Below are 26,890 nucleotides of genomic sequence, written 5' to 3'. Positions count from 1 at the left end.
AAACAAACGATATCCATGAATGCATGCAAACAAAGGGTTTGTATATTTGTATTGAAAGGCGCCAAGGACCAGTGGTTATTTTTATCATGTGTCCGTAACAAAACATGAGGATAGGCGTTCGTATTATACCATGTGTGCATTCATTTTGAAATCTAACAAAATAATACAGAGCATAGTCCATTTAAATACTTTCTGTGTATGCATCAAAAAACCCTTCTTCATTCGAAGGGCTCTTTGTTCATGATCCCGTGATTTTGTTGCATTACCATTTGCGATATGTCCGTTGAATCGATGCACCCAACGATTGCAATACCTGTTCGATTTGTTGATATCCGCGATCAATATGGTGCACTTGTTCAACAATCGTCGTTCCTTCCGCAGCCAAGCCCGCAATCACCAACGCCGCTCCCGCCCGCAAATCAGTCGCCGCCACGGATGCTCCCGTCAACTTGGAAACGCCTTGTACAAACGCAGTTCGCAAATCGACTTTAATATTGGCACCCATTCGTTGCAATTCGCTCACATGCTTAAACCGTTCCTCAAAAACCGTCTCGGAAATCACACTTGTACCTTTGGCTAATGTCAATACAGCCATAAAGGGCGCTTGCAGATCGGTCGGAAAACCTGGATATGGAGCTGTCTGGATCCGGTCAATCGCTGTCAGGGGACGGCGTCTGCGAATCAGAATCCGATCCATATAGGTACGAATTTCCACACCTGCTTCCCGCAATTTTGTCAAGACTACACCCAAATGCTGCGGTCGGACATTTTGCAGCTCTACATCGCCGCCTGTTGCAGCTACCGCCAATACAAGCGTACCAGCGACAATGCGATCCGGGATAATCCGATAATTCACCGGCTGCAGTGTATCGACGCCTTCAATCACGATTGTGTCTTCGCCGGCACCGGAAATCGAAGCACCCATGGAACGAAGGAAATTCGCCAAATCCACAATCTCCGGCTCTCGTGCTGCATTGCCGATGATGGTCGTGCCTTCTGCCAATGCGGCAGCCATCATCAGATTTTCCGTTGCACCCACGGAAGGATAATCAAGATAGATATGGTTCCCCTGCAGCCGTTTTGCCCGGCACTCGACATAACCATTTGCTTCGATAATTTCAGCGCCGAGTGCCTTCATTCCTTTTAAGTGGAAATCAATCGGCCGCGTCCCAATTGTGCAACCGCCTGGTTTGGAAATGCGCACTTGACCAAATTTTGACAATAGTGGTCCCATTAAAAAAATGGATGACCGCATTTTCCGCATCATTTCATCTTGCACCAGATGTTGGTGAATGGTCGTAGCATCGACAGTTACTATTGCGTCAGAACGTGTGGTCACCGCACCTAAACTCGAAAGGATTTCCATCATCACATCGATATCTTTCAAATCTGGAACATCTTCCAGTATACATTCGCCATCTGCCAACAGTGTAGCGGCCATAATGGGCAACGCAGCATTCTTTGCTCCATGTACACGTACGGTTCCTTGTAATAACTTGCCTCCTTCAATTGCCAGCGTATCCACCGTGTCACCCCCAGGAGTCTAATCTTCTCCCACGATGCGCACTTCCGGAATGAGTGTAATGCCATAGTTACGAAGAATTGTCGCCTGTACAAGTTCAATCAGGCGAATCACATCGGATGCCTTCGCACCACCACGGTTGACGATAAAGTTTGCATGCAGTTCCGAAATTTGAGCAGTTCCGATACAAGTTCCTTTCAAGCCCGAATCTTCAATCAACTTTCCCGCATATGTGCCTTCCGGATTGCGAAATACACTGCCGCAATTCGGCATCGACAAAGGTTGTGAGGACTGGCGCTTTTTGCTCCATTGCTTCACGCGTTGTTTCATTTCTTCCGCGTCTCCCGGCCGCAATTGAAACAACGCGCGGACAACCGGCAACGGATGGTCTTTCAAACAACTATACCTGTAGGCAAACTGAAAATCCCGATTTGTCATCGTACGTATTTGTCCCGCCTCATCGATGACATCGGCAGAAACCAATACATCCTTGACTTCTCCGCCATGCGCCCCGGCATTCATCATCACTGCACCGCCAACCGCTCCGGGAATTCCTGTCGCAAACTCGAGCCCACTCAATCCATTGCGAATCGCGAAATTAGCGGCGGAAACAAAGGATCGACCAGCTTCCACGAGCAACTGATGGCCCGGTTCGATCGAAATATGAGTCAAAGTATCGGAAAGTTTGACTACTACACCACGGATTCCTCCATCGCGAACCAAAAGATTGGATCCACGGCCGAGAAAAAAAACCGGAATCCGGTGAGCATTGACGATTCGCATGATCTGCCGGATGTGCGTGATGGTTTTGGGAATGACCAGAACATCTGCCGGCCCGCCAATCCGCCATGTTGTATGGCGAGCCAGCGGTTCCTGATAGAACACTTCACCGACATCACAGGCTTCCAACAGTTGTGGGATTTTTTCCGTATACATGATGTAACGTACCTCCAAACTTTCTCACAATACTTTCTTATGTCTCTTGTTTCCACGCCTTGTATACCCATCATATGGCATACCGGGGAAATCGGTGACAAACGCCCAACCTAATGCGCCTAGCCCTTGATGATTTGTTGAATCGTCGTATATAAAATCTCTGCCGCATGCGGATAGCCAAGATCCCGGCTCTGGTCAGCCATTTTCCCGGCAACTGCAGCGGAACCGACAATCTTGCAGATTTCTTGATACAGCCGCTCTCCGTTCAGTTCGGCTTCCGGAATCAAAAGCGCCGCCCCGTGTTCGACGAGCCAATTGGCATTAAAAAACTGATGGTTATTCGCTACATAAGGCGAAGGAATTAAAATGCTCGGGACGCCAATGGATGTAATTTCCGCAAGCGACGTGGCGCCTGCCCTGCCGACGATCACATCGACGGCAGACAATACTTTCGGCATATCGTATAAAAAAGGTTGAATGGAAATCCAATCCGAATCGCCGATCCCCGCTTGACGACATGCCTCTTTGATTTGTTCATAATGCACTTGGCCTGTGACATACAGCAGTTGAAACTTTTTCTCTTTCTCAATCTTTTGCAGCATGCTGATGACTGCTTCATTTATGGGCCTGGCCCCTCTGGAACCTCCGACCACCAAGACTGTCTTCTTATCGGATTGCAGATGAAGCGCCGACAAGGATTCTTTTGCAACATCCGCCGGCAGCCGCCGAAATTCGCTGGCTCGCGGATTGCCGCTAATAACCACACGCTTGGCACGCTTGAAATATTTTTCCGAATCCGGGAAAGAAACGGCAACAACACTGGCATAGCGCGCCAACATTTTATTGGTCAAACCAGGGATGGCATTCTGTTCATGTATGACAGTAGGGATTTTCATCTTTGCTGCCGTATACACGACCGGCGCGCACACATAGCCGCCCGTACCGATCACTACATCCGGCTTGAACTCTCGCAGCAAGCGTTTTGCCTGACTTAATCCGCGGCGCAGAACGATAAATGTCCGAATCGTATCGATTCCCAATTTCCGTTTCAAACCCATGACTTCGATTGTCTGAAACGGAAGACCCGCTTTCGGAACGATATCATGCTCCAGCCCTTTCTCTGTGCCAATGTATAAAAATTCGGAGTCTGGCTCCATTTCTTTTATATGACGTGCCAAAGCGAGGGCCGGGAAAATATGTCCTCCCGTACCCCCGCCTGTTACAATCACACGCATGTGCATTCCCCTTTCTTCCTTGTGAAAGGTTGAACTATTTGATGAAACGTCGATCTATTTGGAATACCTTGAAATATTCAATAAAATCCCAATTCCCGTCAGCATCAACGTCAATGACGACCCGCCGGCGCTGATTAAAGGCAAAGTAATTCCCGTCACAGGCATCGATCCTGTCACAACGCTGATATTGATTACGACTTGTACAGCTATCATACCTGTTATGCCTGTCGCCAGCAATGTGCCGAATGCATCGGGAGCGGTGATGGCCGTGCGAATCCCCCGCCAGATCAGCACCAGGAACAATAAAAGGACAGTTACTGCACCGATAAACCCAAGTTCTTCCGCCAATATGGAAAATACAAAATCGGTCTGTGGTTCCGGCAGATAAAAAAATTTTTGCCTGCTGTGTCCAAGCCCCAGTCCCAGCAAGCCGCCTGGACCGATGGCAAAAAACGATTGGATGATATGATACCCTTCCCCTAATGGATATTTCCAGGGATCAAGAAAGGATATGATGCGCTTCAAGCGATAGGGCGCAACGATGATCAAAGCCACAAACACGGGAATTCCAAGACTCGCAAGTGAAAGCAAGTGCTTGACGCGGGCGCCTGCCGCGAACACCAGCAACAGTCCTGTGCCGACCAACACGGCGCTTTGGCCGAGATCCGGCTCCAGCATGATCAATCCGACAAATGCCACAATCAAAAAAAGGGGCGGCAAAAGTCCTGTGCGAAACGATTGAATTCTATGCTGATGCCGAGCCAAATAGTACGAAAAAAATAAAATCATTCCCAACTTTGCAAATTCGGACGGTTGAATCCCGAAGGAACCGATGCCCAGCCACGCCCTGGAACCGTTGCGGATTTGTCCGACTCCCGGGATCAACACGGCAATCAAAAACAACACGCACAAAAGCAGCATCGGCTTTGCATATTGTTCCAGCTTCCGGTATTCAAAACGCAACATGACAAACATCATCACAACGCCAAGACCGGCAAAAATCAACTGCCGTTTTACATAATAAAAAGCGTCTCCATACTTCTGAGCGGCCATTACGGCACTCGCACTATAAACGATGACGATGCCGACGATCAATAACAGAAGCGTCGTTATAGCGATCCATAAGTCCGGAACTGAATTTTTGGTATTGTGCTGCAACAATACCCCACCTCCATATCCCTTGTCCTCTAATCGCTATAATGTATGCACGAAATGTTTAAACATGCTCCCCCGCTCTTCAAAAGATTGAAACATATCCCATGAAGCGCAAGCGGGCGACAACAGCACAACATCCCCCGGCGCCGCCATCTGTGCCGCCTTTTCGACCGCTTCCGCCAAACCGTCCACAAGTTCGATCTCTTTGACATGGGCGCGTTTGGCCGCTTCCGCAAAGGCAAAACGGGATTGTCCCAGCAGCACGACAGCTTTCACATGCCGCGCCAACACTTCTTCCAGCTTGCGAAAATCATCGCCGCGGTCCAGTCCGCCGGCGATTAACACGACCGGCTGCGCAAACGAACCGATGGCGCGCATGGCCGCATCGCTGTTGGTCGCTTTGGAATCGTTAAAATATTGCACCTGATTGACTGTCTTTACATATTCCAGCCGGTGTTCGACGCCGCGGAACGTCAAAAGCACGGCGCGAATCGCCTCGATGCCGGCGCCTGCAAGGAATGCGATGGCAGTCGCAGCGAGAATATTTTCCAGATTGTGTTCTCCAGGCAGGGCCAGTTCCGACACATTGCAAACGTCCGCATCCTTGTCGCCGATGCGGATATGTATAGATCCCTCCTGCACAAACACGCCCTGCGCCAGACGCTGCGTCCTGCTGAAAGGAATCACGCGGGCTTTTGTCGCGCTGTTTAATTCCCACGCAGCCGCATTGTCATAATTCAGCACGGCAAAGTCATCGTCTGTCTGGTTCATCAACAAACGACTTTTGGCGGCCCGATACGAGGCCAGATCTCCATGATAATCCAGATGCGCCTGGTATATATTTAAAATCGCCGCAATCTTCGGGCGAAACGTTTCAATTCCCAGCAATTGAAAACTGCTTAATTCGGCGACAATCCATTCCTTCGGTTTTGTTTCCCCGACGATTGTGGAAAGAGCTGTTCCGATATTGCCTGCAACCACATTCGGCACATGAGCAGATGCCAACATCTCGCCTACCAGTGTCGTCGTCGTCGTTTTCCCATTGCTCCCCGTTATGCCGATAAATGGAGATTGTGCATATTGATATGCAATCTCCACTTCCGTATAGACCGGTATCGAAAGTTTTTGCGCTGCTGCGATCGGCGCTGCAGAATAGGGAATACCCGGGTTTTTGACGATACAGTATAGATCCTTATGAACAATCCCTTCCGGATGGGAACCGGTCACGACACGAATCCCTTTTTCCTCCAGACATTCCACATCATGTGCAATCGCATCCCTTGGCTTGCTATCATTCACTGTCACGATGGCGCCGTGTTGATGCAACAGCAGTGCTGCCGCAACACCGCTTTTGGCAGCCCCCAGCACCAGGATTTCTTTCCCATTCACTTGCATCTGTCTACTCTCTCCTTACCGCTGATAAATCGCAATAGCTGCCAAACAAGCCACAAACTCGACCAGCCAAAACGTCAAAACAACCCGCCATTCTGTCCAGCCAACCAATTCAAAATGATGATGCAACGGGCTCATTTTAAACACCCGTTTGCCAAATGTTTGAAAGGAAAATACCTGAATCATTACAGATAAAGTTTCAATGACAAAAATGCCGCCGATCAACAACAACAATATTTCCGTCTTGGTCAAAATCGCGACAGCGGCCAGCCCGCCGCCGATGGCAAGCGACCCCGTATCCCCCATAAACACTTTTGCCGGATGAATATTGAATACCAAAAAACCCACTACGGCACCGACCATTGCAGCACAAAATAAAGCAATGTCATAGTGGCTTAAATGAAAAGCAATCACTGCATACGTACCATATGCAATCGCGGATGTTCCGGCAGCCAATCCATCCAGTCCGTCCGTCAGATTCACGGCATTGGAAAAACCAATCACCAAAAAAACGAGGAAGGGAAGGTACAACCAGCTAAAATTCAAGTCATAATTGCTAAAAGGTATGGAAATGGTAGTATTGAGTTGCCCTGTAAAATACAGTATAAAATAAAAAACGACAGCAACCAAAATTTGCCCGAACATTTTTTGTTTGGCGCGCAAACCTAAATTTCTTTTTAACACGACCTTGATGAAATCATCCAAAAAGCCAATGGAGCCAAATCCGATTGTAACAAGTAATAAAAGCCAAATCTGGCTCGATCCAAAGCCGAACTTGATCGCTGTAATCGCGAGTGCGATGACAGTCATAATGCCGCCCATTGTCGGTGTGCCGGATTTTTTCATATGTGCTTGCGGTCCTTCCGCGCGAATGCTTTGACCAACTTTCAATCGACGTAACAACGGTATACACAAAGGTCCCAAGATCACCGCTACGGCAAAGGACATAGCTGCTGTGAACAGCAATGTCTGCAAATCCATCGGATCGAAGCCCCCCTTCTGCTGTTTCTGAAATGTGTCGTTTTATTCGAGCCCTTGTACCACCCGTTCCATCCGCATCCCCCGGGATCCTTTTACAAAAAGCACACCGTCTTTGACTTCCAGCATTCTTGCACGCAGATCCGTCAGCAACGACTCGATATCCTTATACCAATGGGCGTTTTCTTTTTGCAGTCCAAAAGCCAAAGCCCCTTCCACGATATAGCGGGCATCTTCGCCAAAACAATACAATTCTTGAATGCCATATTGTACAGCTGCTGCTCCCACTTCCCGATGCGCTTCCTGCGATTGCTTCCCGAGTTCCAGCATCGCGCCGAGAGCGGCTATTTTATAAACGTCTGTCAACTCGCCGAGCAGTTGGAACCCGGCCTTCATGGAAGTCGGACTCGCATTGTACGCATCATTGACCATGACCCACCCGGTTTGTTCCGATTGGATGACCTGCATGCGCATGGGCGTCAACTGTACTCGGGAAAGCCCGGCAGCAATCTTTTCGTCATGCATTCCAAACTCGCGAGCCACTGCAATGGCAGCCAAAGCGTTTGTCACCTGATGTTCTCCCAAAACCGGCAGTTGAAAGGAGCGATTTGTTTCACCTACAGAAAACGTATATCCGGATAGTCCATTGCGCTGCAATTGTACGGGATGCACATCATTCCCCGGCTGAATGCCAAAAAACAAAAGTCTTCCGGAAAACCTGCCGGCACGTTCGCGCAGCAGCGGTTCATCTCCATTAACCACTGCCGTCCGTTGTCCGCCCAACTGTTCCAACTGATCGATCAATTCCCATTTTGCATCTGCAATACCTGAACGGGACCCGAAAAACTCCAAGTGGCTTTCACCGATGTTTGTGATTACACCCACATCCGGCTCTGCAATTTGCGAGAGCAAGCGAATTTCACCTGCGTGGTTCATGCCCATCTCGACAACGGCGATCTCTGTATCTTCCTTTAAAGACAACAGTGTCAGCGGTACACCGATATGATTGTTCAAATTGCCGCCTGTTTTTTGCACGCGAAACGACTCGCTGAGCACCTTTGCAATTATGTCTTTCGTCGATGTTTTGCCGTTGCTTCCGGTAATCGCTACAATCTTTGCATGCAGCTGTTTGCGATATGCATGCGCAAGCTGCTGTAACGCCAGCAATGGATCCGCGACGACGATCACCGGGCAATTGACTGTCGGCAGTTCCCTGCCTTCTGTCCACAAAATCGCCGCTGCACCGGCTGCCGCTACCGCTTCGGCGAATTGATGGCCGTCGAACGTTTCGCCAATTAACGGAACGAAGAGATTTCCCGGCCGGATGTTTCGACTGTCTGTCGAAACACCTGTCACAAGTACATCCTCTGGCCCTTTTGCAAGCGCTCCTTGCGTCATCGATACAATTTCTGCCACCGTTCGTTTCATTGTCCCATCCCTCGTATGACGGAACGCGCAATTTCACGATCGTCAAAATGGTATTTGGTTTTCCCGATAATCTGATAGGTTTCATGACCTTTGCCGGCAATCAGGATACAATCGGATGGATCTGCATGCTCAATGGCATAGCGGATCGCTTGCTTCCGATCCGCCAATCGAAAATAATTGAGATTTGGGATTTCTTGCAGTCCGGCTTCCATGTCATCCAAAATCCGATCCGGATCTTCCGTGCGCGGATTGTCTGATGTAAGGATCGCCGTATCGCTGTACGTTGCGGCAATTTTCGCCATGATGGGGCGTTTGGAACGATCCCTGTCACCGCCGCAGCCAACGACTGTCCAGATTTTCCCTTTTGCAAACTCCTGGATGGTCTTTAAGGCGTTTTCCAGACTATCCGGGGTATGGGAGTAATCGACGATGACGGTAAACGGCTGTCCTTCTTCGACTTTTTCAAATCGACCAGGAACGTTATCCACCTGCTCCAGGGAATGTAGAATTGCAGGCAGGGGGATCGATTCAATCAAGCAAGCGGCAATGGCCGCCAACGCATTATAGACGCTGAATTTCCCAGTCAATCGCAATTGCACGGCAGCAGAACCGGCAAATGTTTCCAATCGAAAGAACACGCCTTCTGCAGTAATGTGAACATCAAGCGCCCGCACATCGGAAGGCTGGTCGATGCCATATGTAATCGTAGGTGCTACGGTTTGTGCGAGAAAAAACTCCGCATGCGGATCATCCCGATTAATGACGGCAAAACTCTGTTTCTCCGTCGAATCTTCGTATGTGTTGCCAAGTCTTGAAAAAAACTTTCCTTTCGCATTTCGGTACTGCTCCATTGTACCGTGAAAATCCAGATGATCTTGTGTCAGGTTCGTAAAAATCGCTGTCCGAAAATGCGTACCGGCTACGCGATAGAGTTCAAGAGCATGTGAAGAAACTTCCATTATGCAATATGTGGTATTCCTGTCACACATGGTTCGAAAGGTTTTCTGAAGCTCCAATGCTTCCGGTGTCGTGTTGGCAACATCGATCACTTCCTGCCCGATCCGCATGTGGATCGTGCCGATCAACCCTGTTGTAAAACCACAGTCGGACAGGACTTTTTCAATTAAATGGGTTGTCGTAGTCTTGCCGTTGGTGCCTGTCACTCCAATGACTTTCATTTCTTTCGAGGGCTGTCGGTAAAAGACGCTTGCTACAATGGCAACGGCTTTTCTGGTGCTCGGCACAACGATTTGTACAACGTGGTTTGGGAGATCTTCACAGGCCCGCTCTACCAATACCGCAACCGCTCCCTTGTCACACACTTCCGGTAAAAATGTATGTCCATCAACGGTATTTCCAACAATGGCGACAAACAAACTACCTGCCGTTACTTCTTTCGAGTTTGAGGTAATCGACCGGATCTCTACCGCTTCCGGTGCACCCAGCACGTGTTTATGCAGTAGACTTGCAATCAGTGTTTGTAAAAACAACGGTCTGCCTCCTTATCCTCCTGAATCAATCCATAATTAGTACTCTATGAGCTTTCCGGTAGGCTGTCAAGAACTTATCGAAAATAAATCGGCGCAAGAACCGATACTCCTTTGCCAACCATGGCGTCCAATCCGGGAAAAGTTTAATTGGCCTTTTTTTCTGTCGAATCTCCCGGCTTATTCCCCAGATATAATAGGATACGAGTGCCAGGCGGAACTTTTGTCCCTGGCGACGGCCGCTGTGCAATCACAGTATCTCCATTTCCAAGCATTTCGGCACGCAAATTTGCGCTGCTTTCCAGCATTTTGCGACTTGCTTCTTGTTTGCTCAAACCTGTCAAGTCAGGAATAACAGTCGGTGTAATGTCCGGATACTTGTATTTTTTCGGCAATCCATCTGCCGACGGCTGCACATGCATATACGTTAAACTGTCTGCGAGTATGCGGCCCACAATCGGCGCCGCAATCTGGCTGCCAAATACAGGTGTGCCTTTCGGTCTTGGATGATCCACTGCAATATACGCCACAAGCTTCGGATCATTCGCAGGCGCCATGCCGATAAAAGACACGATGTAATGGCTGCCTGAGTAGCGCCCGTTTTCCACGACCTGTGCGGTACCTGTCTTGCCGGCTACACGGAATCCTTCCTGGTATGCTTTCGCTCCAGAACCTCTGGCAACGACGCTTTCCAAAGCCCCTCGGATCTCCTGTGCAACTTCCGGCGTGATCACGCGCCTGACAACCGTCGGCTTTGTTTCGGAAAGTATTTGTCCGGTTGAATGGTCTTTAAACTCTTTTACCACGAATGGTTTCATCAATTCACCGCCGTTGGCAACTGCGGAAACCGCCATCACTTGCTGGATCGGCGTCACAGAAACCCCTTGGCCAAAAGACGTCGTGGCAAGTTCCAATGGGCCGACTTTATTCAGCTTGAACAAAATTCCGTTTCCTTCTCCCGGCAAATCGATACCTGTTTTTTGCCCGAAGCCAAAATTTTTAATGTAGTCAAACAGCGTAGTTTTGCCTAAACGTTCCCCCATCAAGATAAATCCCGGGTTACAGGAGTTTTCCACTACTTCAAGGAATGATTCGGACCCATGGCCTCCAGCTTTCCAACACTTAATTTTATGACCGGCAACTTCATAATAGCCAGGATCATGAAAAGAATCTTTCAAATTCACTTTTTTCTCTTGCAATGCTGCTGCCAATGTAACGATCTTGAATGTTGACCCAGGTTCAAACGTTTTCCAAATGGCCAAATTGCGGTCATACGACTCTTTTGGATAGTCTTTCCAATGCCCCGGATCGAATGTGGGATAATTGGCCATTGCCAAAATTTCCCCTGTTTTCGGGTTGGCGACAATACCGACTACCGAATCCGGATTGTATTCTGCCACTGCGTTTTGAATTTCCCGCTCCACAAACGTCTGTATTTTTTTGTCAATCGTCAAAACCATATCTTCACCGTTTACCGGCGGAACATATTGATCATTTTGCTGGGGCATTTCCTGGCCTTTCGCATTGGCGAAAAAACTGATATGCCCAGGTGCGCCTTTTAACTGCTTGTCATATTCAGCTTCCACACCAGCCAGCCCCTGATTGTCAACACCTGTAAATCCAAGCACTTGTGCTGCCAGGCTGTCATTTGGATAGAGCCGTGTACCGCCTTCCGTAATAAATACGCCCGGAAGCCGCATGTCTCGAATCGCTTTTGCCTTATCATCGGAGATTCGCCTCCCTTTCGGACCCAAATATACCAAAAGCGTGCGTTTTTGAATGCGTTTTAAAATTTCTTCCGTGCTTGCATCTAATACTTTTGCCAATTTCGCTGCAGTCGCCTGTTTATCTTTGACCTGAGATGGAATCACGACAACGGTGGCTGCACTCCCATTGTACGCCAGCACCTGCCCTTCCCGGTCAAAAATCGTTCCGCGCATCGCTTCCACCGGGATGTTCCGTTTCCATAGATTTTCGGCCTGTTCTGTCAGCCATGGCGATTTGATCAATTGCAAATACGCCAATCGTACAATCAATAACGCGAATACTACGAAAAATCCCACCAACACGACGACGAGTCGACGTCTCAGCGTTGCATTTGCCATTCGCAATTGTGACGCCTCCTTTTCGAGCCTCAACCCTAAAGCAAGTCCTACTATCTTCACAATATGCAAAAGGCAGACAAACATACCCATCGATTTTGAAATGGCCGCCATCCAAACAGTCATTCCGAATTGCCGATCGCATTACAATCCTTTACAATTCGTGAGCAGGCACGCGGCAAATCTGCGTGCTGCAACGTTTGTCAACGCGGTTTAAAGTCAACTTGAATCGTAGCTCCTGCCGGCAAATCGGACCCGGGCGGTATACTTTGCCGATCTGCAAAACCGCTTCCCGAAGGCACGAACCCGACATGGAGCACAGATAAAATGTCGCTGACTTCCCGCAGGGAAATCCCTGTCAAATCAGGCATCTTTTCTTTCCCAGGCTGGATGGAATCTCCGGTCAGTACAATGATCCTGCTCCCCTGTACAAATTGTTGATTGGCAGCGGGCCATTGTTTGGAAATTGTTTTTCCAGTTCCCAACACTTGCAGTTGGAATCCCGCTTTCTTCGCTGTTGCTGCGGCGCCTGTGGCCGTTTGTCCGGAAAGATCGGGCACCAATGCATAATTCGCAACGCTTTGCGGTGATTGATTCTTGCTGTCTGTCATGCTATTGGTATTCGTTTGCGGCTGTACACCCATATAGTGCAAACTTTCATTCATGACTGTCAATGCAGAAGGCTCAGCGATAATATCTCCATACGCCGGCGCCTTCGATGGATCCGGACTGCGTACTGTCACATAAATTTCCAGCTTTGGATCTTGTACGGGTGCAAATCCGATAAATGATGTAACATACTCATTCGGCATATATCCGCCATGATCATCCGGAATCTGCGCGGTTCCTGTTTTTCCCGCCATTGGGTAATCAATCGGAACTTTGATTACTTTTTCATCACTATTGACGTCTTCGGCCATGACTTGCCGGACCGTCTTCATAATCTCCGGCGTTGCGATTTGACGTACAACGGTTGGTTTGGTCACTTGAATCGTCGCGCCTGTAGTCGGGTCCCGAACTTCCTTCATGACAAAAGGTTTCATCAGGTCCCCGCCATTTGCGACTGCGCCCACTGCCGCTACCTGCTGAATCGAAGATACCGCAATCCCTTGTCCAAACGACGTCGTTGCCAAGTTGACGGGACGGATCGTCTTTGGATCAAACAAAATCGAATTGGGTTCACCGGGCAAGTCAATCCCCGTTTTATGATTAAAACCAAATAAGTCGATATATTTAAACAACAAATCCGCGCCTAGTGCTTGCCCAATATTGACAAAGCCAACGTTACTGGAATGAATCATCGCTTCCCGATATGTGATCCTGCCCCAACCCACATAGTTCCAGTCATAAATCGGATGCGTTGCGCCTTTTACCATGATGGATCCCGACTGATAGGTATCGTTCAATGAGATTTTGTGTTCCGCCAATGCTGCGGTCAATGTCACGACTTTAAATGTGGAACCCGGTTCAAATACGGCATTGACTCCCCAGTTGGTATACAGTGCATTTGCCGATGCTTTTGAAATATCATTGGGATCATAGGACGGCCGATTGGCGAGCGCCAGGATTTCCCCTGTTTTCGGATTTGTCACGATAACAGTCGCTTCTTTCGGCAAATACTTTTTCATGATCGTATCGACCGCTTGCTCGGCAAACCGTTGAATCGTACTGTCGATTGTCAATACAATGTCTTTGCCCTGTACAGGCGCTTTGTACAATTGTTGACCAAAAGGCAGCGGATTGCCATCGCGATCTTTTAAAAACCGTTCTTTCCCAGGTTTTCCTGTCAACAAAGAATTGTATTGATATTCGATGCCGCCAGCGCCTTGCAACGGCTTGTCAATTCCATTGCCGGTGACAAATCCGAGTACGTGTGAAGCAAAGTCACCGTTCGGATAATCGCGCTTGACCGTATCCATAAAATAGATCCCTGAATCGTATTCGGCCATGGACGCGCTTTGTTCCTTAAAATGTGTTTCTAAAAATTTTACAATCGCATCTTTTGTTTTTTGTTCGATTTTATAGTTGGGCAGTTCAAACCAGCCTTTTGAATCTGTTTGGTTAAAAATTTTAATCAATGCATCATATGGCAGCGCGCGATTGGAAAGATCGCTGATTTTTTGTGCAAGATATTGCGGATCTTTGCCTTTCATGCTTTCCGGATGCACATTCAAATAAAAAGCGGGCAATGTGTATGCAAGCTTTTGTCCGGCAGAATCATAGATCGTTCCCCGCACCGCTTGAATATCTTTGGTTTCTACCCAATTTTCCTGCGCGAGTGCGGTCAATTTTTTCCCGTCGACGATTTGCAAATACCCGATTCGCCCAATTAAAAGAAGCAGAAGACTAATGATAAGCAGCCGCAAAATACCTGTTCGCAAACGAAATTGACTCATGAAATTCACCGTGCCGAATGTTGCGATACGAACTGCATATGTAATTTTGTCAATGCTATGTCGATGATTCGCTTGGAATTTGATAGACTGACAGATTCTGCTTGCAGATTTTCATACTTTGTGCTGGATGCATGAATTTGCTGGTTGATTTGATCCACCTGGTAACTTGTTTTTGTGATGACCGCATACTGGGAAACGACAAACATTGCCATACTGGCGCAAATCCCCACCGTTAACAGCCAGCTTACTTTTTCTTTTACCCGGGATTTTGCCTGTATGTTCGTTGCCGCATGACTATAGCTGTTTGTTCGAGGTATGGTTTGCTTTGTTGTTGTATGCTCATGTTGATAGATTGGCTTGCGTGCTAACATAGATGTTCCTCCCCCAAATTTTTATCAATGATCGATTACAGCTTTTCCGCCACGCGCAGTTTGGCCGATCGTGCCCGCGGATTCTGGTCGAGTTCTGCTTGTGTCGGCAAAACAGGCTTGCGGGTTACCAATTTGACGCGAGGTGTTTGCCCACACTTGCAGATCGGAAATTGCGGCGGACAAATACATCCTTTCGCATATTCTTGCATGACTTGTTTACAAATTCTGTCTTCCAGCGAATGAAAGGTGATGACAGCCACCCGGCCGCCCTGTGTCACCAGATCCAGCGCATCCCTCAACGTTCGCTCAAATACTCCCAATTCGTCATTCACAGCGATGCGAATGGCTTGAAATGTTCGCTTCGCCGGATGCGGGCCCTCTCGCCTTGCTCTCGCCGGAATGGCCGCTTTAATCACATCTACCAATTGCCATGTCGTTTCGATCGGTGCCGCTTGCCGTTTTTCCACAATAAATTCACCGATGCGCGCTGCCCAGTTTTCCTCGCCAAACTCCCGAATGATTCGGGTAATTTCTTCCTTTGGCCATTCGTTTACAATGGTATACGCACTTAATGGATTGCGGCGATCCATCCGCATATCAAGCGGGGCATCGTGCTGATAGCTAAACCCCCGTTCACCCACATCCAATTGCGGGCTGGACACTCCGAGATCAAACAAGACTCCATCTACTTCTACTTGCATTGCCTCCATGTGAAAACGAAGGGCTTGAAAATTATCATGTATCAAATGTATACGGTCGCCATATTCGCGCAGCAATTGCCTTGCGTTCGCAATCGCAGTTTCGTCCTGATCAAATGCGATGACCTGACCGTTTGGCGAACTTTGGTCCAGCAATTGTCTTGTATGTCCCGCTCCGCCAAGCGTACAATCCACATACCATCCGTCCGGCCGCACCAGTAACAATTCCACAGCCTCTTTATGGAATACGGATGTATGATGAAATTCTGTCACGATCCATCACCTCTAAAGGTTTAAGTCTACAAGTGTCTCCGCAATCGATGCGAAAGATTCAGATGCGTCATTGCTGTATGACTGCCAGCGATCCGCTGCCCAAATTTCAATGCGATTGGAAACTCCGATAACGGTACAGTCTTTCACAAGCCCCGCGTATTCCCTAAGCGTTGCGGGAATGCTGATTCGCCCTTGTTTGTCCAATTCACATTCGGTCGCCCCGGAAAAGAAGAAACGGACAAATGAGCGTGCATCCGCCCGAGTCAGCGGCAATGTTTTGAGTTTCGCTTCTAATATCTCCCACTCATCATGCGGGTATACGAACAAGCAGTTGTCCAGCCCTCGTGTCAAAACAAAACCGACACCGAGTGCATCGCGGAATTTCGCAGGAATGATCATACGTCCTTTTTCATCAACGGAATGTTGATACTCCCCCATGAACATCCTGCTCACCCACTTCCGCTCCAAAACTCACCACTTTGCTCCACTTTAAACCACCCTATATCAAATTCTTCCCAACCAAAAAAAATCCTGCCGAATCGTCGCAAGATTTTTTAAAACTGCTGAATTTCCTTTTGCCGCACTGAAGCACAAATCCAGGAGACAAATCGACTGATCGATACTTATTTTTCAATAGGATCTATGGTATTATGTAAAATAGGTGGTGATAGGAATGGATCATTTGCAAATGTGCCCCAAATTTGAGGCCGCCTTTGAACTGTTGGGAAAACGGTGGACCGGATTGCTCATTCGAGTACTCCTATCAGGCCCCAAGCGTTTTAAAGACATTGCGGAAGTGATTCCAAATATGAGTGACCGTATGATCGCTGAACGTTTGAAAGAATTGGAGACTGCAGGCATTGTAAAACGTACGGTGTTCCCAGAAATCCCCGTACTGATCGAATATGAATTGACCGAAAAAGGAAAAGCGTTGGAAACCTCGATGAATGAATTGCAAAAATGGGCAAATATATGGTTTCAATAAAAAACCGTTCAATCGCCGCAACTCGATTGAACGGTTTTTTTACAAATTCCACATGCTTTTTACGCTTGCTTTTTTATAAGCGTTTGATCATTTACAAGAAAAGCGCTGATGATTGCACCTAATAGCGGCAACAACACAATAAAATCAAAAACAGCTCCAACGCCAAAATGATCGGTAATCCAACCCAGCATGGTTGCGCCAATGCCTCCCGCGCCTACTCCAAACCCAATCATCAACCCGGATGCCATGGCAATGTTTTTTGGCAAGAGCATTTGGCAATAGACCACCGTTACAGCAAATGACGACAGAACGAGAAATCCAAACGCTATCAAATCGATAGCCGCAAGTGTTCCGTGCAATTTTGGCAGCAAAAAGGCGAACGGTGCAGACAGCAGCATCGAGCCGAGCAACAGCCATTTTTTCCCAATCCGGTCTGACATTGTGCCGCCGATGAACGTACCGACGGCTCCTGCGCCTAAAAACAAAAAATTGAACAGTTCCGCTGTATTTAACGACATGTGCTGCTGTTGATAAAAAAACGGAAGGAAACCGGAGACGCCAATCTGGCACCAGGATCTGAGAATGACGACAAACACCAGCAAAATGACGGCCCAGATGCGGTTGTTTCCTTCAATTGTGCGTTTCCGCTTTTGCTCTTGTTCCATTCGCATTCGATACCATGGCAGCAAACGCCACAATACTACAAAAACAAATACACCCAACGCCAAAAACCACATGACTCCGCGAATTCCAGTCGCCATCAGGAACAACGGAATCATCAAAGGACCGAACGCCTGACCTGCATTGCCGCCGACCTGAAAGATCGCCTGCGCCAATCCTTTTCCCCGACCTGCCGCCAGGTGTGCGCCTCTTGATGCTTCCGGATGAAACGCGCCTGAACCCAATCCGGAAATAGCCACGAAAACCAATACCCACGGCAATGATGGTGCAATCCCAGATAGAGCAAGCCCCAGACAGGAAAGGAAGACACCCGCCGGCAATAGCCAGAGTTTCGGCTTGCGATCGGTAAAATATCCAAAAATCGGCTGCATGACAGAAGATGTGAGATACGACATAAAAACAATTAAGCCCGTTTGCGTATAATTCAAATGAAACGCATGTTTATACAGAGGCAATAATGCAGGTACCAATCCTGTCGTCATCAAATCATTTACCATATGGGCAAAGCCGAGATTTGACACTTGCCATACTTGCAAGCGCCTGTTATCTAATTTCCCTAACGCTCCTTCCATGCTCATCCTCCATACTTGCGAACCACTTGATTGCGCCTAAAAATCACACGGATCTTATTATAATTGACAAACAAAGAAATAACATCCATTTCTTTAACCGGCATTTCATTTAACACCATTTCTTTCGACCACATTTCTTTGGGAAACATGTCTTGTCTATAGATAGAGATACCAATGTGTATAGTTCCCGCTCTCCAAGTGATCACGCAAATCCGAAACAAACTGTGGGCCATATTTGATCAAGAATGGAAAAATATTCAATACCCGTTCTTGCAGATGCCCGTTCGGATATAGCGATGCAGTCAGTTTTTGCAGTTGCCGTACGGCAATCTCATGTTTTTGTTCATGAAATTGGTATGTTTTTTGTCGCAATGATTCAACCCGTTGTTGCACCCATTGTTGATTTTCTTCCGATAATTTTTTCAGTTGCGGATCGATCTGCACGAGATCCTCCTTTAACTTCACGTACAACTTGTCGATTTGCTCGAAAAACGATGCAAACACCGTGTCGACGCCTACCGGATCCAGCTGGCTCAAAACCTGCTGTAAAGGATCCTGTCCCGACACGATCGAATCAATGGAAACATTGTATTTTTTGCTGTTTTTTGCCGCTGCTTTTTCAATGACTGTGATCGAAATGCGCGGCATAATGATCGGCATCGAAATGCCGTACACATGAAACAGTTCCTTCAGCATTCCGTGATAGGCGACTTCCGCGCCGCCGCCTACGAATGCCAAAGTCGGAAGCAGATGATCCTGGACGATCGGCCTGAGCAATACATTTGAACTCATCCGTTCCGGAGCGGTGCGGGCGATTTGCACAAGCTCCGACCCCGACCAAGAATATTCTGTTCCCCTCGCCGCAAATCGGCCATCGATGAAATCCAATGGGTATCTGCCATTATCCATTTGCAGAAATAACAAACTACTGTGCCCCATGATATGAACTTGTGGTTCCAACCCGCATCTGCGAACTTGCTCGGCTCCCTGAAAAGCGGCGTTCCGAATGGCTTCATTCCATTCAATCCCTTGTGTGAAAACAGAAGCGCTCAATTGACGAAATTCATGCAACATCGGATTCAGAAATACAAGACGGCTGTTCTCGAAAATATGCGCCATTAACGCCCCAAACCAATCCGCCATCGAATCGGTGGATTGCCAACATTCATAAATGGTTTGCAGCAACTGTTCCCGAAATTCCGTTTCGATGGTGGATGCTTTTAATTCGTCGATGAGGCGATTGACTTCCTGTTCCGGAACTTTGATATGACCGATTGATTTTCGGCTTGTTTCCTGCTTCGACCATTCGATTTTGGACAAGGATTCTGATGTCTGCACAAAGATGTGGTTGACTTCCAAAAAATCGTGGTCTTCCGAAGCAATCCAAAATACCGGTATCACGGACACTCCCAACCGCTGCTGATATTCGTTTGCCAATAACTCGGCAGTGATCGCTTTATAAATCGTATAAAGGGGACCTGTGAACAGCCCCGCCTGTTGACCCGTAACAATCGCCAATGCACCATTGCGAAGTTGTTCGATCGATGCCAATGCTTGCGATCCGGCACCAATGGAGCGATTGTAGGCAACAAGCGCATCCGCCAGGCGATTTCTATATTCTGCATCGGCAAAGCGAGACTGCAACTCGGCGGCGCGGGCTTGCCAGTCTGCTTCGTTGTGCGGATTCCAGCTATAAAGATTGGATATTTGGGAAAAATCCTGTTCATATATGTTTAAAAATGAACGATCCGTTACATTCGAACGTTCAATCCTCATGAAAACGCCCTCCGATATTGACCGGTCAATACCGATTCCGCTCCGAAAGCGATAGCAGCGTGTTTTGCCCATAATGGGTAAAGTGTAAATAATTTCGCCATAAACTCACCTCAATCGAATCATTCGTTTACGAATACCAAAATATACTATACCTCATATACTTTAAAAAGTAAAGTAACATGGGTTGTATACTTTTCCCGCCAAATCCAACTCGTATTCTTGAAATATGGTATACTAAAAGAAAATGAGTTATCCAGACGCAACATGTGTACAAGAAAGCGACAATGGAACCTTCAAATAAGAAATTTACAAAACCAAAACGAAAGCTACAAAAAAGGTGCGATTTCGATGCATGATCAAGATCTTTGTCCCATTGAGTTTACATTAGGAGTCGTCGGTAAAAAATGGACCCTTTTAATATTGCGTGAATTATTCGCAGGAAAAAAACGTTTTACGGAGATTGCAGCAACTCTCCCGATCAGCTCAAAATTATTGACAGATCGATTGAAAGAGTTGGAAGAACAAGGAGTTGTGACCAGAACTCTCTATCCGGAAATTCCGCCGCGTGTCGAATATACGCTGACAGAGAGCGGAAAAACCCTAAAGTCTGTGTTGGAAGCTTTGCGGGATTGGGGTGCAGAACACCAGAAAAAACAGGATATTAAATGTCCCGGTGTGTATCCTTCCGCTGCCAAAACGGACTAAACCTTCCTTTCCACGGCATAGAAAGGAAGGTTCTTTTATACGGAATGCGTAGTATTCGTATTTTACGCATATTCGAATAGTAGACTCTGTTTCTATTCTGCTGTTTCTGCTTTATTCACTGATCCACGGAAGCGTCGTGTCTTGGATGTTCCGAAACCGCTTTGACCGCTTTTGTCAGCGCAGCTAAAATATCTGCATGGTACTGCGCCTCCAGCAACTTCAATTTGGTATATACTTCTCCGCCTGTTGTTGCGATATAGCGGGGAGGCAGTTGATTTAACGCGAATGCAAACATATCTTGCAAGCATATGTCGCAACTGCATACTTGAGGCATTGTAGGAAGCAAGTCTTCCAATTGATTCCACACGATTTCTTCCATAAAATTCCGAACATGATTGCGAATCATGTTTCCCATCTCCCCTCGATCATTCCTGCGCTTTTATCAGATCATACATGATTTGATGATGCATCGCTTTTAGTCCATATTCTTTGGCCAATTGAAGAATTCGCCCATTTAATGCATCAATTTCCGTTTTTCTGCCTGCCAGCAGATCCTGCAGCATAGAAGAACGATTGTAATATGTATCGGTACATACTTGTTGAATATACGGCAGCAATTCCACCAGCTCCATTCCATACTTCAATCGGCTCACTTCCTGTGCTTCCTTTGCCAATGCCACCATCATGGGATGGGCATGTGGATTTTCCCAAGCAACGCCATTTTCCAGCTTTGCCAGCGCCGTCACAGGGTTCACACAGGAATTGACAAGCAATTTGCGCCAGATGGCCGAATCGATGTCGGAAGTAACTGTGATGTTCACACGGGGCTTTATAGCCTCCACCCAATTCTGAAACGTTTGACTGTCATGCAAGTCCGATGGCTGTTCCAACGTCCATACTCCGTTTCCACGAATCTGAACAGACCGGGCTTCTTCAGCTGTCACGCCATATGTCAACACACTGCGAATGATTCGTCGTGCCGCGATTTTGGGAGAGACTTGCCGATAATCCACAAATCCGTTATGTACAGCAACAACCAATGGGCTCGCTTGCAAAAAAGGTTCCACGTTTCGGCTCCATAATTCATAGAATACCGGCCATTGATAGGTTTTTACGGAGACAATCCATACTTTTACAGCAGCAACTGTCGCAGCCGTTACATGTTCCCAGGCAATGCAATCGACCGGATACTCGTTTGTGCGGCCGGAAACAGTATCCATCACTTGAATGCCTGATTGCTGTACCGCTTTTGCTTGTTGCGAATTCTTGCAGATTAAACCCGTTTTAACTCCAGCTTGCATATGAATGCCTGCCAGCCACTTCCCAACAGCACCTGCTCCAATAATAGCTACTTGCACATTCGTTGCTTTCCTTTCCTGTGAAGGTTCAAATGAAGATGTCCAATTGAAGATGTCAAAGACGTCTGAACATCGAAGGATTTGTTCTAACAACATAGTGCAACAACTTCCTCAAAAAAACAATAAGCCGCAGAAAAAAGAGTGCATACCCTTTCAACCCTGCAGCTGTTTTGTTCACTTCTTATACCGGATACACCGGATGTTTTCGGGAAAGCTCCGGAACATATTTGGATTCATACATCGTCAATCGTTGGATGAGTTCTTCCCGCAATTGATTTGGTGCAATGATGCCGTCAATGACCATTTCCGAGGCCAATCGATAGATATCAATATCTTCTTTATATTCCTGCCGCTTTTGTTCAATAAATGCCTGGCGTTCCGACTCCGGCAGTTGTTGAATTTTATTGCTATAGACGGCATTGACTGCTGCTTCCGGCCCCATTACGGCAATCTGCGCAGTCGGCAAAGCGAGACAACAATCCGGCTCGAAAGCAGGCCCAGCCATTGCATACAATCCTGCTCCATACGCTTTTCTGACGATTATGGAAAGTTTCGGGACAGTCGCCTGGGACATTGCCGCAATCATTTTGGCTCCATGACGAATGATGCCAGCCCGTTCGACTTTTGTTCCGATCATAAATCCCGGGACATCCGCAAGAAAAATCAACGGAATATGAAAGGCATCGCATAATGCCAGAAACCGTGCAGATTTATCGGCAGAATCGACAAATAACACGCCGCCTTTGACCTTTGACTGGTTGGCGACAATCCCCACGCTTCTGCCATCGATTCTCGCCAGACCTGTAATAATTTCTGCCGCAAAGCGCTTTTTGATTTCAAAGAAACTATCTGCATCGACAATCCGTTCAATCAATTGATACATGTCAAACGCCGCATTCTGGTTGGCTGGAATAATTTCTTCGATCGATTTGTCAAATGACTTTGCCGCAACGGTTGGCAAGCGTTCCGGCTTTTGGCTGCAATTGGCAGGAAAATACCGGATATACTCGCGGCCGAGCAAAATCGCATCTTGCTCCGACTTTGCCAGGATATCCCCGCAGCCGCTGACTGTGCAATGCATATGGGCGCCGCCCATTTCTTCGAGCGTCACTTTTTCTCCGATCACCATTTCCGCCATGCGTGGAGACCCAAGATACATGCTGGCGTTTTTGTCCACCATTATGACAATGTCGCAAAAGGCGGGAATATATGCGCCCCCCGCAGCGGAAGGACCGAATAGCAGACAAACCTGCGGGATCCGGCCGCTTAGCCGTACCTGATTATGAAAAATCCGTCCCGCCCCGCGGCGGCCGGGGAACATCTCGATCTGATCGGTAATGCGGGCACCGGCAGAATCGACCAGATAAAACAAAGGGATCTGCAGTTTTTCTGCCGTTTCCTGAATCCGGATGATTTTCTCAACGGTTCTCGATCCCCACGACCCGGCTTTTACCGTGGAATCGTTGGCCATGACTGCAACAGTCCGGCCATGAATCGTTCCAAGACAGGTGACCACACCGTCTGCCGGCAGCTCCGGGTCTTGACAGTTGGCAAATAGCGCATCTTCTGTCCACGTACCTTCATCAAATAACAACCGCAATCGCTCGCGCGCGAACAATTTTCCTTGTTCCCTGTTTTTTTCGTGATATTTATCCGCCCCGCCTTTCAAAATCCGTTCCGTGGCCTCCTGTAAATGATCCTGCAGCGCCATTTGCCATCACTCCTTTAAAAACTACTCAAAAAAACTACTCCAACTCGATCAATACATCCTCGTCATTGACAAAATCGCCGACGGTAACGCGAATATTCTTGACGATTCCCGTTTGCTCGGAGGAAATAGGGACTTCCATTTTCATCGACTCCAACAGAATTACATCTTGTCCTGCTTGAACAGAATCACCTTCTGATACAAGCACTTGTAAAACGGTTCCTGCCATCGTTGCATGAATCGCCGCCATATGTATCCCACCTTTTTCTATTGCTTCATATGCCTTTGTATAAAATCGGTTGTCGTATTCCCTTTTTGAAATTCCGGGTGTATGACCAATGTTTGCAGAAACGGTACATTTGTGTGAATTCCCGCAATTTGATATGCATGAAGCGCGTGCTGCAATCGTTCGATCGCTTGGTTGCGGGTATCACCCGTTACGATTAGTTTGGCGATCATCGGATCGTAAAAGGGAGTGACTGTCATCCCTGATTCTACCGCCAATTCATGGCGGATCCACGGAGCGGCCGGACGTTTAAAGGATGTAATCGTACCAGGCGACGGCAAAAACGTATCCGGCCGTTCTGCGTAAATCCGACATTCGATGGCGTGTTTGGACACGGAAATGTCCTCATCCTTAATTGTGAGCGCTTCACCATTAGCGATGCGCAACTGCCATGCTACCAAATCCAACCCCGTAATTTCTTCCGTGACCGGATGCTCCACCTGCAGCCGCGTATTCATTTCAAGAAAATACAGATAGCCCTGTGGATCGAGCAGACATTCAATCGTTCCCGCATTGACATAGCCAAGTGCAGAACAAGCGTTTCGTGCCATCGACCGCAGTTGTTCCCTTTGATCCGCCGTCAAAATCGTCGATGGCGCTTCTTCGAGAATTTTTTGATGCCGACGCTGGATGGAGCATTCCCGCTCCCATAAAAATAAGACATTCCCATGTGTATCGGCAAGTATTTGCGCTTCGATATGTCGGGTTGATTCCAGATATTTTTCCAGATACATCGATCCATCCCCAAAATAGGCTTGCACCCGTTTGGTATTTGCCGCAAACGCTTTGCGGAGAGAGTCGTCATCCGCCACTGCCTGCATACCGATTCCACCGCCGCCGGCGGAGGCTTTCACCATCACCGGATAGCCGATTTCGTTGGCAAAACGGACGGCCGTTTCGGCGTCAGCGATCGGCTGCAATGTACCCGGAACGACTGGAACACCTGCATGTTTCATCGCCATTCGTGCGTTTACTTTATTGCCCATCTGTTCAATCGTATCTGCTTGCGGCCCGATGAACACAATCCCTGCCTGTGCGCATTTTTTCGCAAACTCGGGATTTTCCGATAACAAGCCATACCCTGGATGGATTGCCTGTACTTGTTCCTGCATGGCAATCTCAAGAATGCGATCCATTTGCAGATAGCTTTGAGCGACCGGCGGCGGTCCCACAAGATGAGCGGCATCCGCCATCTGGACATGCAAGGAATTGCGATCCGCTTCCGAGTATATACCAACCGTTCGGACGTCTAAAGCTTTACAAGTGCGCATAATACGGCAGGCAATTTCCCCCCGATTGGCGACGAGAATTTTTTCAAACATGTTTAGCCTCCTTTCATCGATGAAACCTGCTGACACATGATCTTATACCATTGTATGCGTTTCCATAAGATCCACATGAATCGAACGCAAAGAATATGCAGCAAGCGTTGCAAAAACATATCGTATAGGAGTACGTATTCGACATCGATTTCTGACATCCTTTCCGTTTATACTTATGTTAGGAGAGATTCTTCGTATGATTGATTTCCTACAGATCGGAGAGGAACAAATGGAATTTGAAACTAACTTTGCCACGCGCCCATTGCTTGGGCAAACCGCAATCGTTACAGGAGCCGCCCGCGGGATTGGACAGGCGTGTGCATATCAACTTGCCAAAGCGGGAGCCAATGTGATCGTTCATTACCATACTTCCAGACAGCAGGCGCAGACGGTTGTTGCTTACTGCAAGGAACTGGGTGTGCAGGCGTATGCATTTGCCGCTGATGTGACCAAACAGGAAGATATCCGGCGATTGGCCGATTTTGCAGGAGAAACATTCGAACAGATCGATATTTTGATTAACAACGCAGGAGTCAGTCATACAAATCTGCTGATCGATACGACATATGAACAATGGCAGCAACTGATTGCCACAAATCTGACAGGTCCGTATTTATTGACCAAGTCTGTACTGCCAGCGATGATTCGGCAAAACTATGGACGGATCGTGAATATCAGCTCGATCTGGGGCATGACGGGCGGATCGTGTGAAGTCGCTTATTCTGCTTCAAAAGGAGGAATTTTGGCTTTTACAAAAGCATTAGCCAAAGAGTTGTCCCGTGCAGGCATTACGGTAAATGCGGTTGCACCCGGTGCCATCGATACGGATATGATTTCTGAATTAACGGAAGAAGAGCGGATGCAATTAGCGGAAGAAACTCCTGTAGGCAGGCTCGGGACAGCTGATGATGTGGCGCATGTCGTACATTTTCTTTGCTTGCCTTCATCGTCTTTCATTACTGGTCAAGTGCTTTCGCCAAATGGAGGATTTGTCATATAAGAGGTAAAACATCGCAGTGCGGTGATCCCAAATGTCTTCAGCCATTTCCAATGTTATGTTATATTGACCGACCAGAGCATAGAGTTGGACAAGCGACTCCAGCGGCAGAATCCTGCGATTGACTTTCTCCAGATACCATATTCCTTGCTGATTTTCCTGCACACATCCGGCGTATGAAAGCTGCAGGCGCTCCGACAGATTGTCGCCGACAAACGTCTCAATCACGGCAATCGTATAGTATGCATGATCGATATAAAGCATATGTCTCGTTTCCTTGCCTGCTTGTTTGACCATTGTCAATTGTTCCAATGCAGAAAGCAACTGTTCCGCACATTTTCTGCACTGGAACATTTGGTAGGCTTCCGTGACATCTGTCCCTTTTGCATCGTATACACGGCCTTCCTTAATGGTTAGCGGGAACAAAAACAACTCCTCCATAACTGCTCCTCCTTCATTACTGCTGAAATATCGGAGAACAAGCTGTGGCACTGTTTTTGTAATATTATTACAGATGCAAACCGGTT

General features: G+C 47.6%; 24 protein-coding genes. 3 read left to right on the top strand and 21 right to left on the bottom strand.

The genetic code is table 11. The annotated features are described in order from the left end of the window. Positions 1 to 262 precede the first annotated feature (262 nt). From murA to mraZ, 13 genes are all read right to left on the bottom strand, one after another. Positions 263 to 1,525, bottom strand: coding sequence for a UDP-N-acetylglucosamine 1-carboxyvinyltransferase (gene murA / locus LSG31_RS14750; RefSeq protein ID WP_347435839.1), 1,263 nt, complete (start codon positions 1,523 to 1,525; stop codon positions 263 to 265). An 18-nt stretch (positions 1,526 to 1,543) separates the two neighbouring features. Continuing rightward, the gene (gene murB, locus LSG31_RS14745) at positions 1,544 to 2,458 is read right to left on the bottom strand and encodes a UDP-N-acetylmuramate dehydrogenase (RefSeq protein WP_347435838.1); all 915 of its coding nucleotides are present in this window, start codon (positions 2,456 to 2,458) and stop codon (positions 1,544 to 1,546) included. 119 nt (positions 2,459 to 2,577) lie between these two features. Beyond that, complete coding sequence (gene murG / locus LSG31_RS14740; RefSeq protein WP_347439525.1) at positions 2,578 to 3,693, bottom strand: undecaprenyldiphospho-muramoylpentapeptide beta-N-acetylglucosaminyltransferase; 1,116 nt, start codon at positions 3,691 to 3,693, stop codon at positions 2,578 to 2,580. Between the two features lie 54 nt (positions 3,694 to 3,747). Continuing rightward, positions 3,748 to 4,854, bottom strand: a complete 1,107-nt coding sequence (gene spoVE / locus LSG31_RS14735; RefSeq protein WP_347435837.1) for a stage V sporulation protein E — start codon at positions 4,852 to 4,854, stop codon at positions 3,748 to 3,750. Between the two features lie 33 nt (positions 4,855 to 4,887). Continuing rightward, positions 4,888 to 6,243: a UDP-N-acetylmuramoyl-L-alanine--D-glutamate ligase gene (gene murD / locus LSG31_RS14730; RefSeq protein ID WP_347435836.1), complete on the bottom strand. Its 1,356-nt coding sequence runs from the start codon at positions 6,241 to 6,243 to the stop codon at positions 4,888 to 4,890. A gap of 15 nt (positions 6,244 to 6,258) precedes the next feature. Next, a complete protein-coding gene (gene mraY / locus LSG31_RS14725; protein WP_347435835.1) occupies positions 6,259 to 7,221 on the bottom strand; it encodes a phospho-N-acetylmuramoyl-pentapeptide-transferase in 963 nt (320 codons plus the stop codon). Positions 7,222 to 7,263: 42 nt separating this feature from the next. Further along, the gene (locus tag LSG31_RS14720) at positions 7,264 to 8,646 is read right to left on the bottom strand and encodes a UDP-N-acetylmuramoyl-tripeptide--D-alanyl-D-alanine ligase (RefSeq protein ID WP_347435834.1); all 1,383 of its coding nucleotides are present in this window, start codon (positions 8,644 to 8,646) and stop codon (positions 7,264 to 7,266) included. After that, positions 8,643 to 10,136 (bottom strand): UDP-N-acetylmuramoyl-L-alanyl-D-glutamate--2,6-diaminopimelate ligase, encoded by a 1,494-nt coding sequence (locus LSG31_RS14715; protein ID WP_347435833.1) that lies wholly within the window; start codon positions 10,134 to 10,136, stop codon positions 8,643 to 8,645. The genes LSG31_RS14720 and LSG31_RS14715 overlap by 4 nt, the downstream gene beginning before the upstream one ends. Positions 10,137 to 10,279: 143 nt before the next feature. Continuing rightward, positions 10,280 to 12,238: a stage V sporulation protein D gene (locus LSG31_RS14710; protein ID WP_430734203.1), complete on the bottom strand. Its 1,959-nt coding sequence runs from the start codon at positions 12,236 to 12,238 to the stop codon at positions 10,280 to 10,282. 200 nt (positions 12,239 to 12,438) lie between these two features. Further along, entirely contained in the window at positions 12,439 to 14,631 is a 2,193-nt protein-coding gene (locus LSG31_RS14705) for a penicillin-binding transpeptidase domain-containing protein (protein WP_347435831.1), read from the bottom strand. Between the two features lie 5 nt (positions 14,632 to 14,636). Then, complete coding sequence (gene ftsL / locus LSG31_RS14700) at positions 14,637 to 15,002, bottom strand: cell division protein FtsL (RefSeq protein WP_347435830.1); 366 nt, start codon at positions 15,000 to 15,002, stop codon at positions 14,637 to 14,639. Between the two features lie 35 nt (positions 15,003 to 15,037). Continuing rightward, positions 15,038 to 15,973: a 16S rRNA (cytosine(1402)-N(4))-methyltransferase RsmH gene (gene rsmH, locus LSG31_RS14695; RefSeq protein WP_347435829.1), complete on the bottom strand. Its 936-nt coding sequence runs from the start codon at positions 15,971 to 15,973 to the stop codon at positions 15,038 to 15,040. Between the two features lie 12 nt (positions 15,974 to 15,985). Beyond that, positions 15,986 to 16,417 carry a division/cell wall cluster transcriptional repressor MraZ gene (mraZ, locus tag LSG31_RS14690; RefSeq protein WP_347439524.1) on the bottom strand — a complete coding sequence of 144 codons (432 nt, stop codon included), beginning with the start codon at positions 16,415 to 16,417 and terminating at the stop codon, positions 15,986 to 15,988. A gap of 229 nt (positions 16,418 to 16,646) precedes the next feature. Between mraZ and LSG31_RS14685 the strand changes: the two genes are divergently transcribed. After that, entirely contained in the window at positions 16,647 to 16,958 is a 312-nt protein-coding gene (locus LSG31_RS14685) for a winged helix-turn-helix transcriptional regulator (protein ID WP_347435828.1), read from the top strand. Positions 16,959 to 17,017: 59 nt separating this feature from the next. On the opposite strand, the gene LSG31_RS14680 is transcribed toward LSG31_RS14685, so the two are convergent. Further along, positions 17,018 to 18,211, bottom strand: coding sequence for an MFS transporter (locus tag LSG31_RS14680; protein WP_430734202.1), 1,194 nt, complete (start codon positions 18,209 to 18,211; stop codon positions 17,018 to 17,020). Positions 18,212 to 18,367: 156 nt separating this feature from the next. Next, entirely contained in the window at positions 18,368 to 19,987 is a 1,620-nt protein-coding gene (gene bshC, locus LSG31_RS14675) for a bacillithiol biosynthesis cysteine-adding enzyme BshC (RefSeq protein WP_347435826.1), read from the bottom strand. Positions 19,988 to 20,335: 348 nt separating this feature from the next. On the opposite strand from bshC, the gene LSG31_RS14670 reads away from it, so the two are divergent. Next, complete coding sequence (locus LSG31_RS14670; RefSeq protein WP_347435825.1) at positions 20,336 to 20,692, top strand: winged helix-turn-helix transcriptional regulator; 357 nt, start codon at positions 20,336 to 20,338, stop codon at positions 20,690 to 20,692. Positions 20,693 to 20,807: 115 nt separating this feature from the next. On the opposite strand, the gene LSG31_RS14665 is transcribed toward LSG31_RS14670, so the two are convergent. The 5 genes from LSG31_RS14665 to LSG31_RS14645 form a co-directional block, all read right to left on the bottom strand. After that, positions 20,808 to 21,098 (bottom strand): late competence development ComFB family protein, encoded by a 291-nt coding sequence (locus LSG31_RS14665; RefSeq protein WP_347435824.1) that lies wholly within the window; start codon positions 21,096 to 21,098, stop codon positions 20,808 to 20,810. A 19-nt stretch (positions 21,099 to 21,117) separates the two neighbouring features. Continuing rightward, the gene (locus tag LSG31_RS14660; protein WP_347435823.1) at positions 21,118 to 22,146 is read right to left on the bottom strand and encodes a ketopantoate reductase family protein; all 1,029 of its coding nucleotides are present in this window, start codon (positions 22,144 to 22,146) and stop codon (positions 21,118 to 21,120) included. 85 nt (positions 22,147 to 22,231) lie between these two features. After that, positions 22,232 to 23,761, bottom strand: coding sequence for an acyl-CoA carboxylase subunit beta (locus LSG31_RS14655; protein ID WP_347435822.1), 1,530 nt, complete (start codon positions 23,759 to 23,761; stop codon positions 22,232 to 22,234). 34 nt (positions 23,762 to 23,795) lie between these two features. Then, the gene (locus LSG31_RS14650) at positions 23,796 to 24,008 is read right to left on the bottom strand and encodes an acetyl-CoA carboxylase biotin carboxyl carrier protein subunit (RefSeq protein ID WP_347435821.1); all 213 of its coding nucleotides are present in this window, start codon (positions 24,006 to 24,008) and stop codon (positions 23,796 to 23,798) included. Between the two features lie 17 nt (positions 24,009 to 24,025). Continuing rightward, positions 24,026 to 25,366 (bottom strand): acetyl-CoA carboxylase biotin carboxylase subunit, encoded by a 1,341-nt coding sequence (locus LSG31_RS14645; protein WP_347435820.1) that lies wholly within the window; start codon positions 25,364 to 25,366, stop codon positions 24,026 to 24,028. Positions 25,367 to 25,562: 196 nt separating this feature from the next. Between LSG31_RS14645 and ymfI the strand changes: the two genes are divergently transcribed. Continuing rightward, on the top strand, positions 25,563 to 26,366 hold the full coding sequence (gene ymfI, locus LSG31_RS14640) for an elongation factor P 5-aminopentanone reductase (RefSeq protein ID WP_347435819.1): 804 nt from the start codon (positions 25,563 to 25,565) through the stop codon (positions 26,364 to 26,366). On the opposite strand, the gene LSG31_RS14635 is transcribed toward ymfI, so the two are convergent. Then, a complete protein-coding gene (locus LSG31_RS14635) occupies positions 26,310 to 26,804 on the bottom strand; it encodes a hypothetical protein (RefSeq protein ID WP_347435818.1) in 495 nt (164 codons plus the stop codon). The two genes, ymfI and LSG31_RS14635, sit on opposite strands and share 57 nt — an antisense overlap. Positions 26,805 to 26,890 lie beyond the last annotated feature (86 nt).

The sequence above is a fragment of the Fodinisporobacter ferrooxydans genome (genome assembly GCF_022818495.1).
In the GTDB taxonomy this organism is placed as follows: domain Bacteria; phylum Bacillota; class Bacilli; order Tumebacillales; family MYW30-H2; genus Fodinisporobacter; species Fodinisporobacter ferrooxydans.
This window is presented reverse-complemented; position numbering and strand designations above follow the sequence as displayed.

What these genes read in the sequence shown, in the direction of transcription:
- bshC (WP_347435826.1), bottom strand. Translation starts at nt 19,987, where the DNA reads ATGAGGATTGAACGTTCGAATGTAACGGATCGTTCATTTTTAAACATA.
- murG (WP_347439525.1), bottom strand. Translation starts at nt 3,693, where the DNA reads ATGCGTGTGATTGTAACAGGCGGGGGTACGGGAGGACATATTTTCCCG.
- mraY (WP_347435835.1), bottom strand. Translation starts at nt 7,221, where the DNA reads ATGGATTTGCAGACATTGCTGTTCACAGCAGCTATGTCCTTTGCCGTA.
- LSG31_RS14720 (WP_347435834.1), bottom strand. Translation starts at nt 8,646, where the DNA reads ATGAAACGAACGGTGGCAGAAATTGTATCGATGACGCAAGGAGCGCTT.
- murB (WP_347435838.1), bottom strand. Translation starts at nt 2,458, where the DNA reads ATGTATACGGAAAAAATCCCACAACTGTTGGAAGCCTGTGATGTCGGT.
- ftsL (WP_347435830.1), bottom strand. Translation starts at nt 15,002, where the DNA reads ATGTTAGCACGCAAGCCAATCTATCAACATGAGCATACAACAACAAAG.
- mraZ (WP_347439524.1), bottom strand. Translation starts at nt 16,417, where the DNA reads ATGTTCATGGGGGAGTATCAACATTCCGTTGATGAAAAAGGACGTATG.
- LSG31_RS14705 (WP_347435831.1), bottom strand. Translation starts at nt 14,631, where the DNA reads ATGAGTCAATTTCGTTTGCGAACAGGTATTTTGCGGCTGCTTATCATT.
- LSG31_RS14685 (WP_347435828.1), top strand. Translation starts at nt 16,647, where the DNA reads ATGGATCATTTGCAAATGTGCCCCAAATTTGAGGCCGCCTTTGAACTG.
- LSG31_RS14680 (WP_430734202.1), bottom strand. Translation starts at nt 18,211, where the DNA reads ATGGAAGGAGCGTTAGGGAAATTAGATAACAGGCGCTTGCAAGTATGG.
- LSG31_RS14650 (WP_347435821.1), bottom strand. Translation starts at nt 24,008, where the DNA reads ATGGCGGCGATTCATGCAACGATGGCAGGAACCGTTTTACAAGTGCTT.
- murD (WP_347435836.1), bottom strand. Translation starts at nt 6,243, where the DNA reads ATGCAAGTGAATGGGAAAGAAATCCTGGTGCTGGGGGCTGCCAAAAGC.
- LSG31_RS14670 (WP_347435825.1), top strand. Translation starts at nt 20,336, where the DNA reads ATGCATGATCAAGATCTTTGTCCCATTGAGTTTACATTAGGAGTCGTC.
- LSG31_RS14660 (WP_347435823.1), bottom strand. Translation starts at nt 22,146, where the DNA reads ATGTTGTTAGAACAAATCCTTCGATGTTCAGACGTCTTTGACATCTTC.
- LSG31_RS14665 (WP_347435824.1), bottom strand. Translation starts at nt 21,098, where the DNA reads ATGATTCGCAATCATGTTCGGAATTTTATGGAAGAAATCGTGTGGAAT.
- LSG31_RS14655 (WP_347435822.1), bottom strand. Translation starts at nt 23,761, where the DNA reads ATGGCGCTGCAGGATCATTTACAGGAGGCCACGGAACGGATTTTGAAA.
- LSG31_RS14645 (WP_347435820.1), bottom strand. Translation starts at nt 25,366, where the DNA reads ATGTTTGAAAAAATTCTCGTCGCCAATCGGGGGGAAATTGCCTGCCGT.
- LSG31_RS14710 (WP_430734203.1), bottom strand. Translation starts at nt 12,238, where the DNA reads ATGGCAAATGCAACGCTGAGACGTCGACTCGTCGTCGTGTTGGTGGGA.
- ymfI (WP_347435819.1), top strand. Translation starts at nt 25,563, where the DNA reads ATGATTGATTTCCTACAGATCGGAGAGGAACAAATGGAATTTGAAACT.
- LSG31_RS14635 (WP_347435818.1), bottom strand. Translation starts at nt 26,804, where the DNA reads ATGGAGGAGTTGTTTTTGTTCCCGCTAACCATTAAGGAAGGCCGTGTA.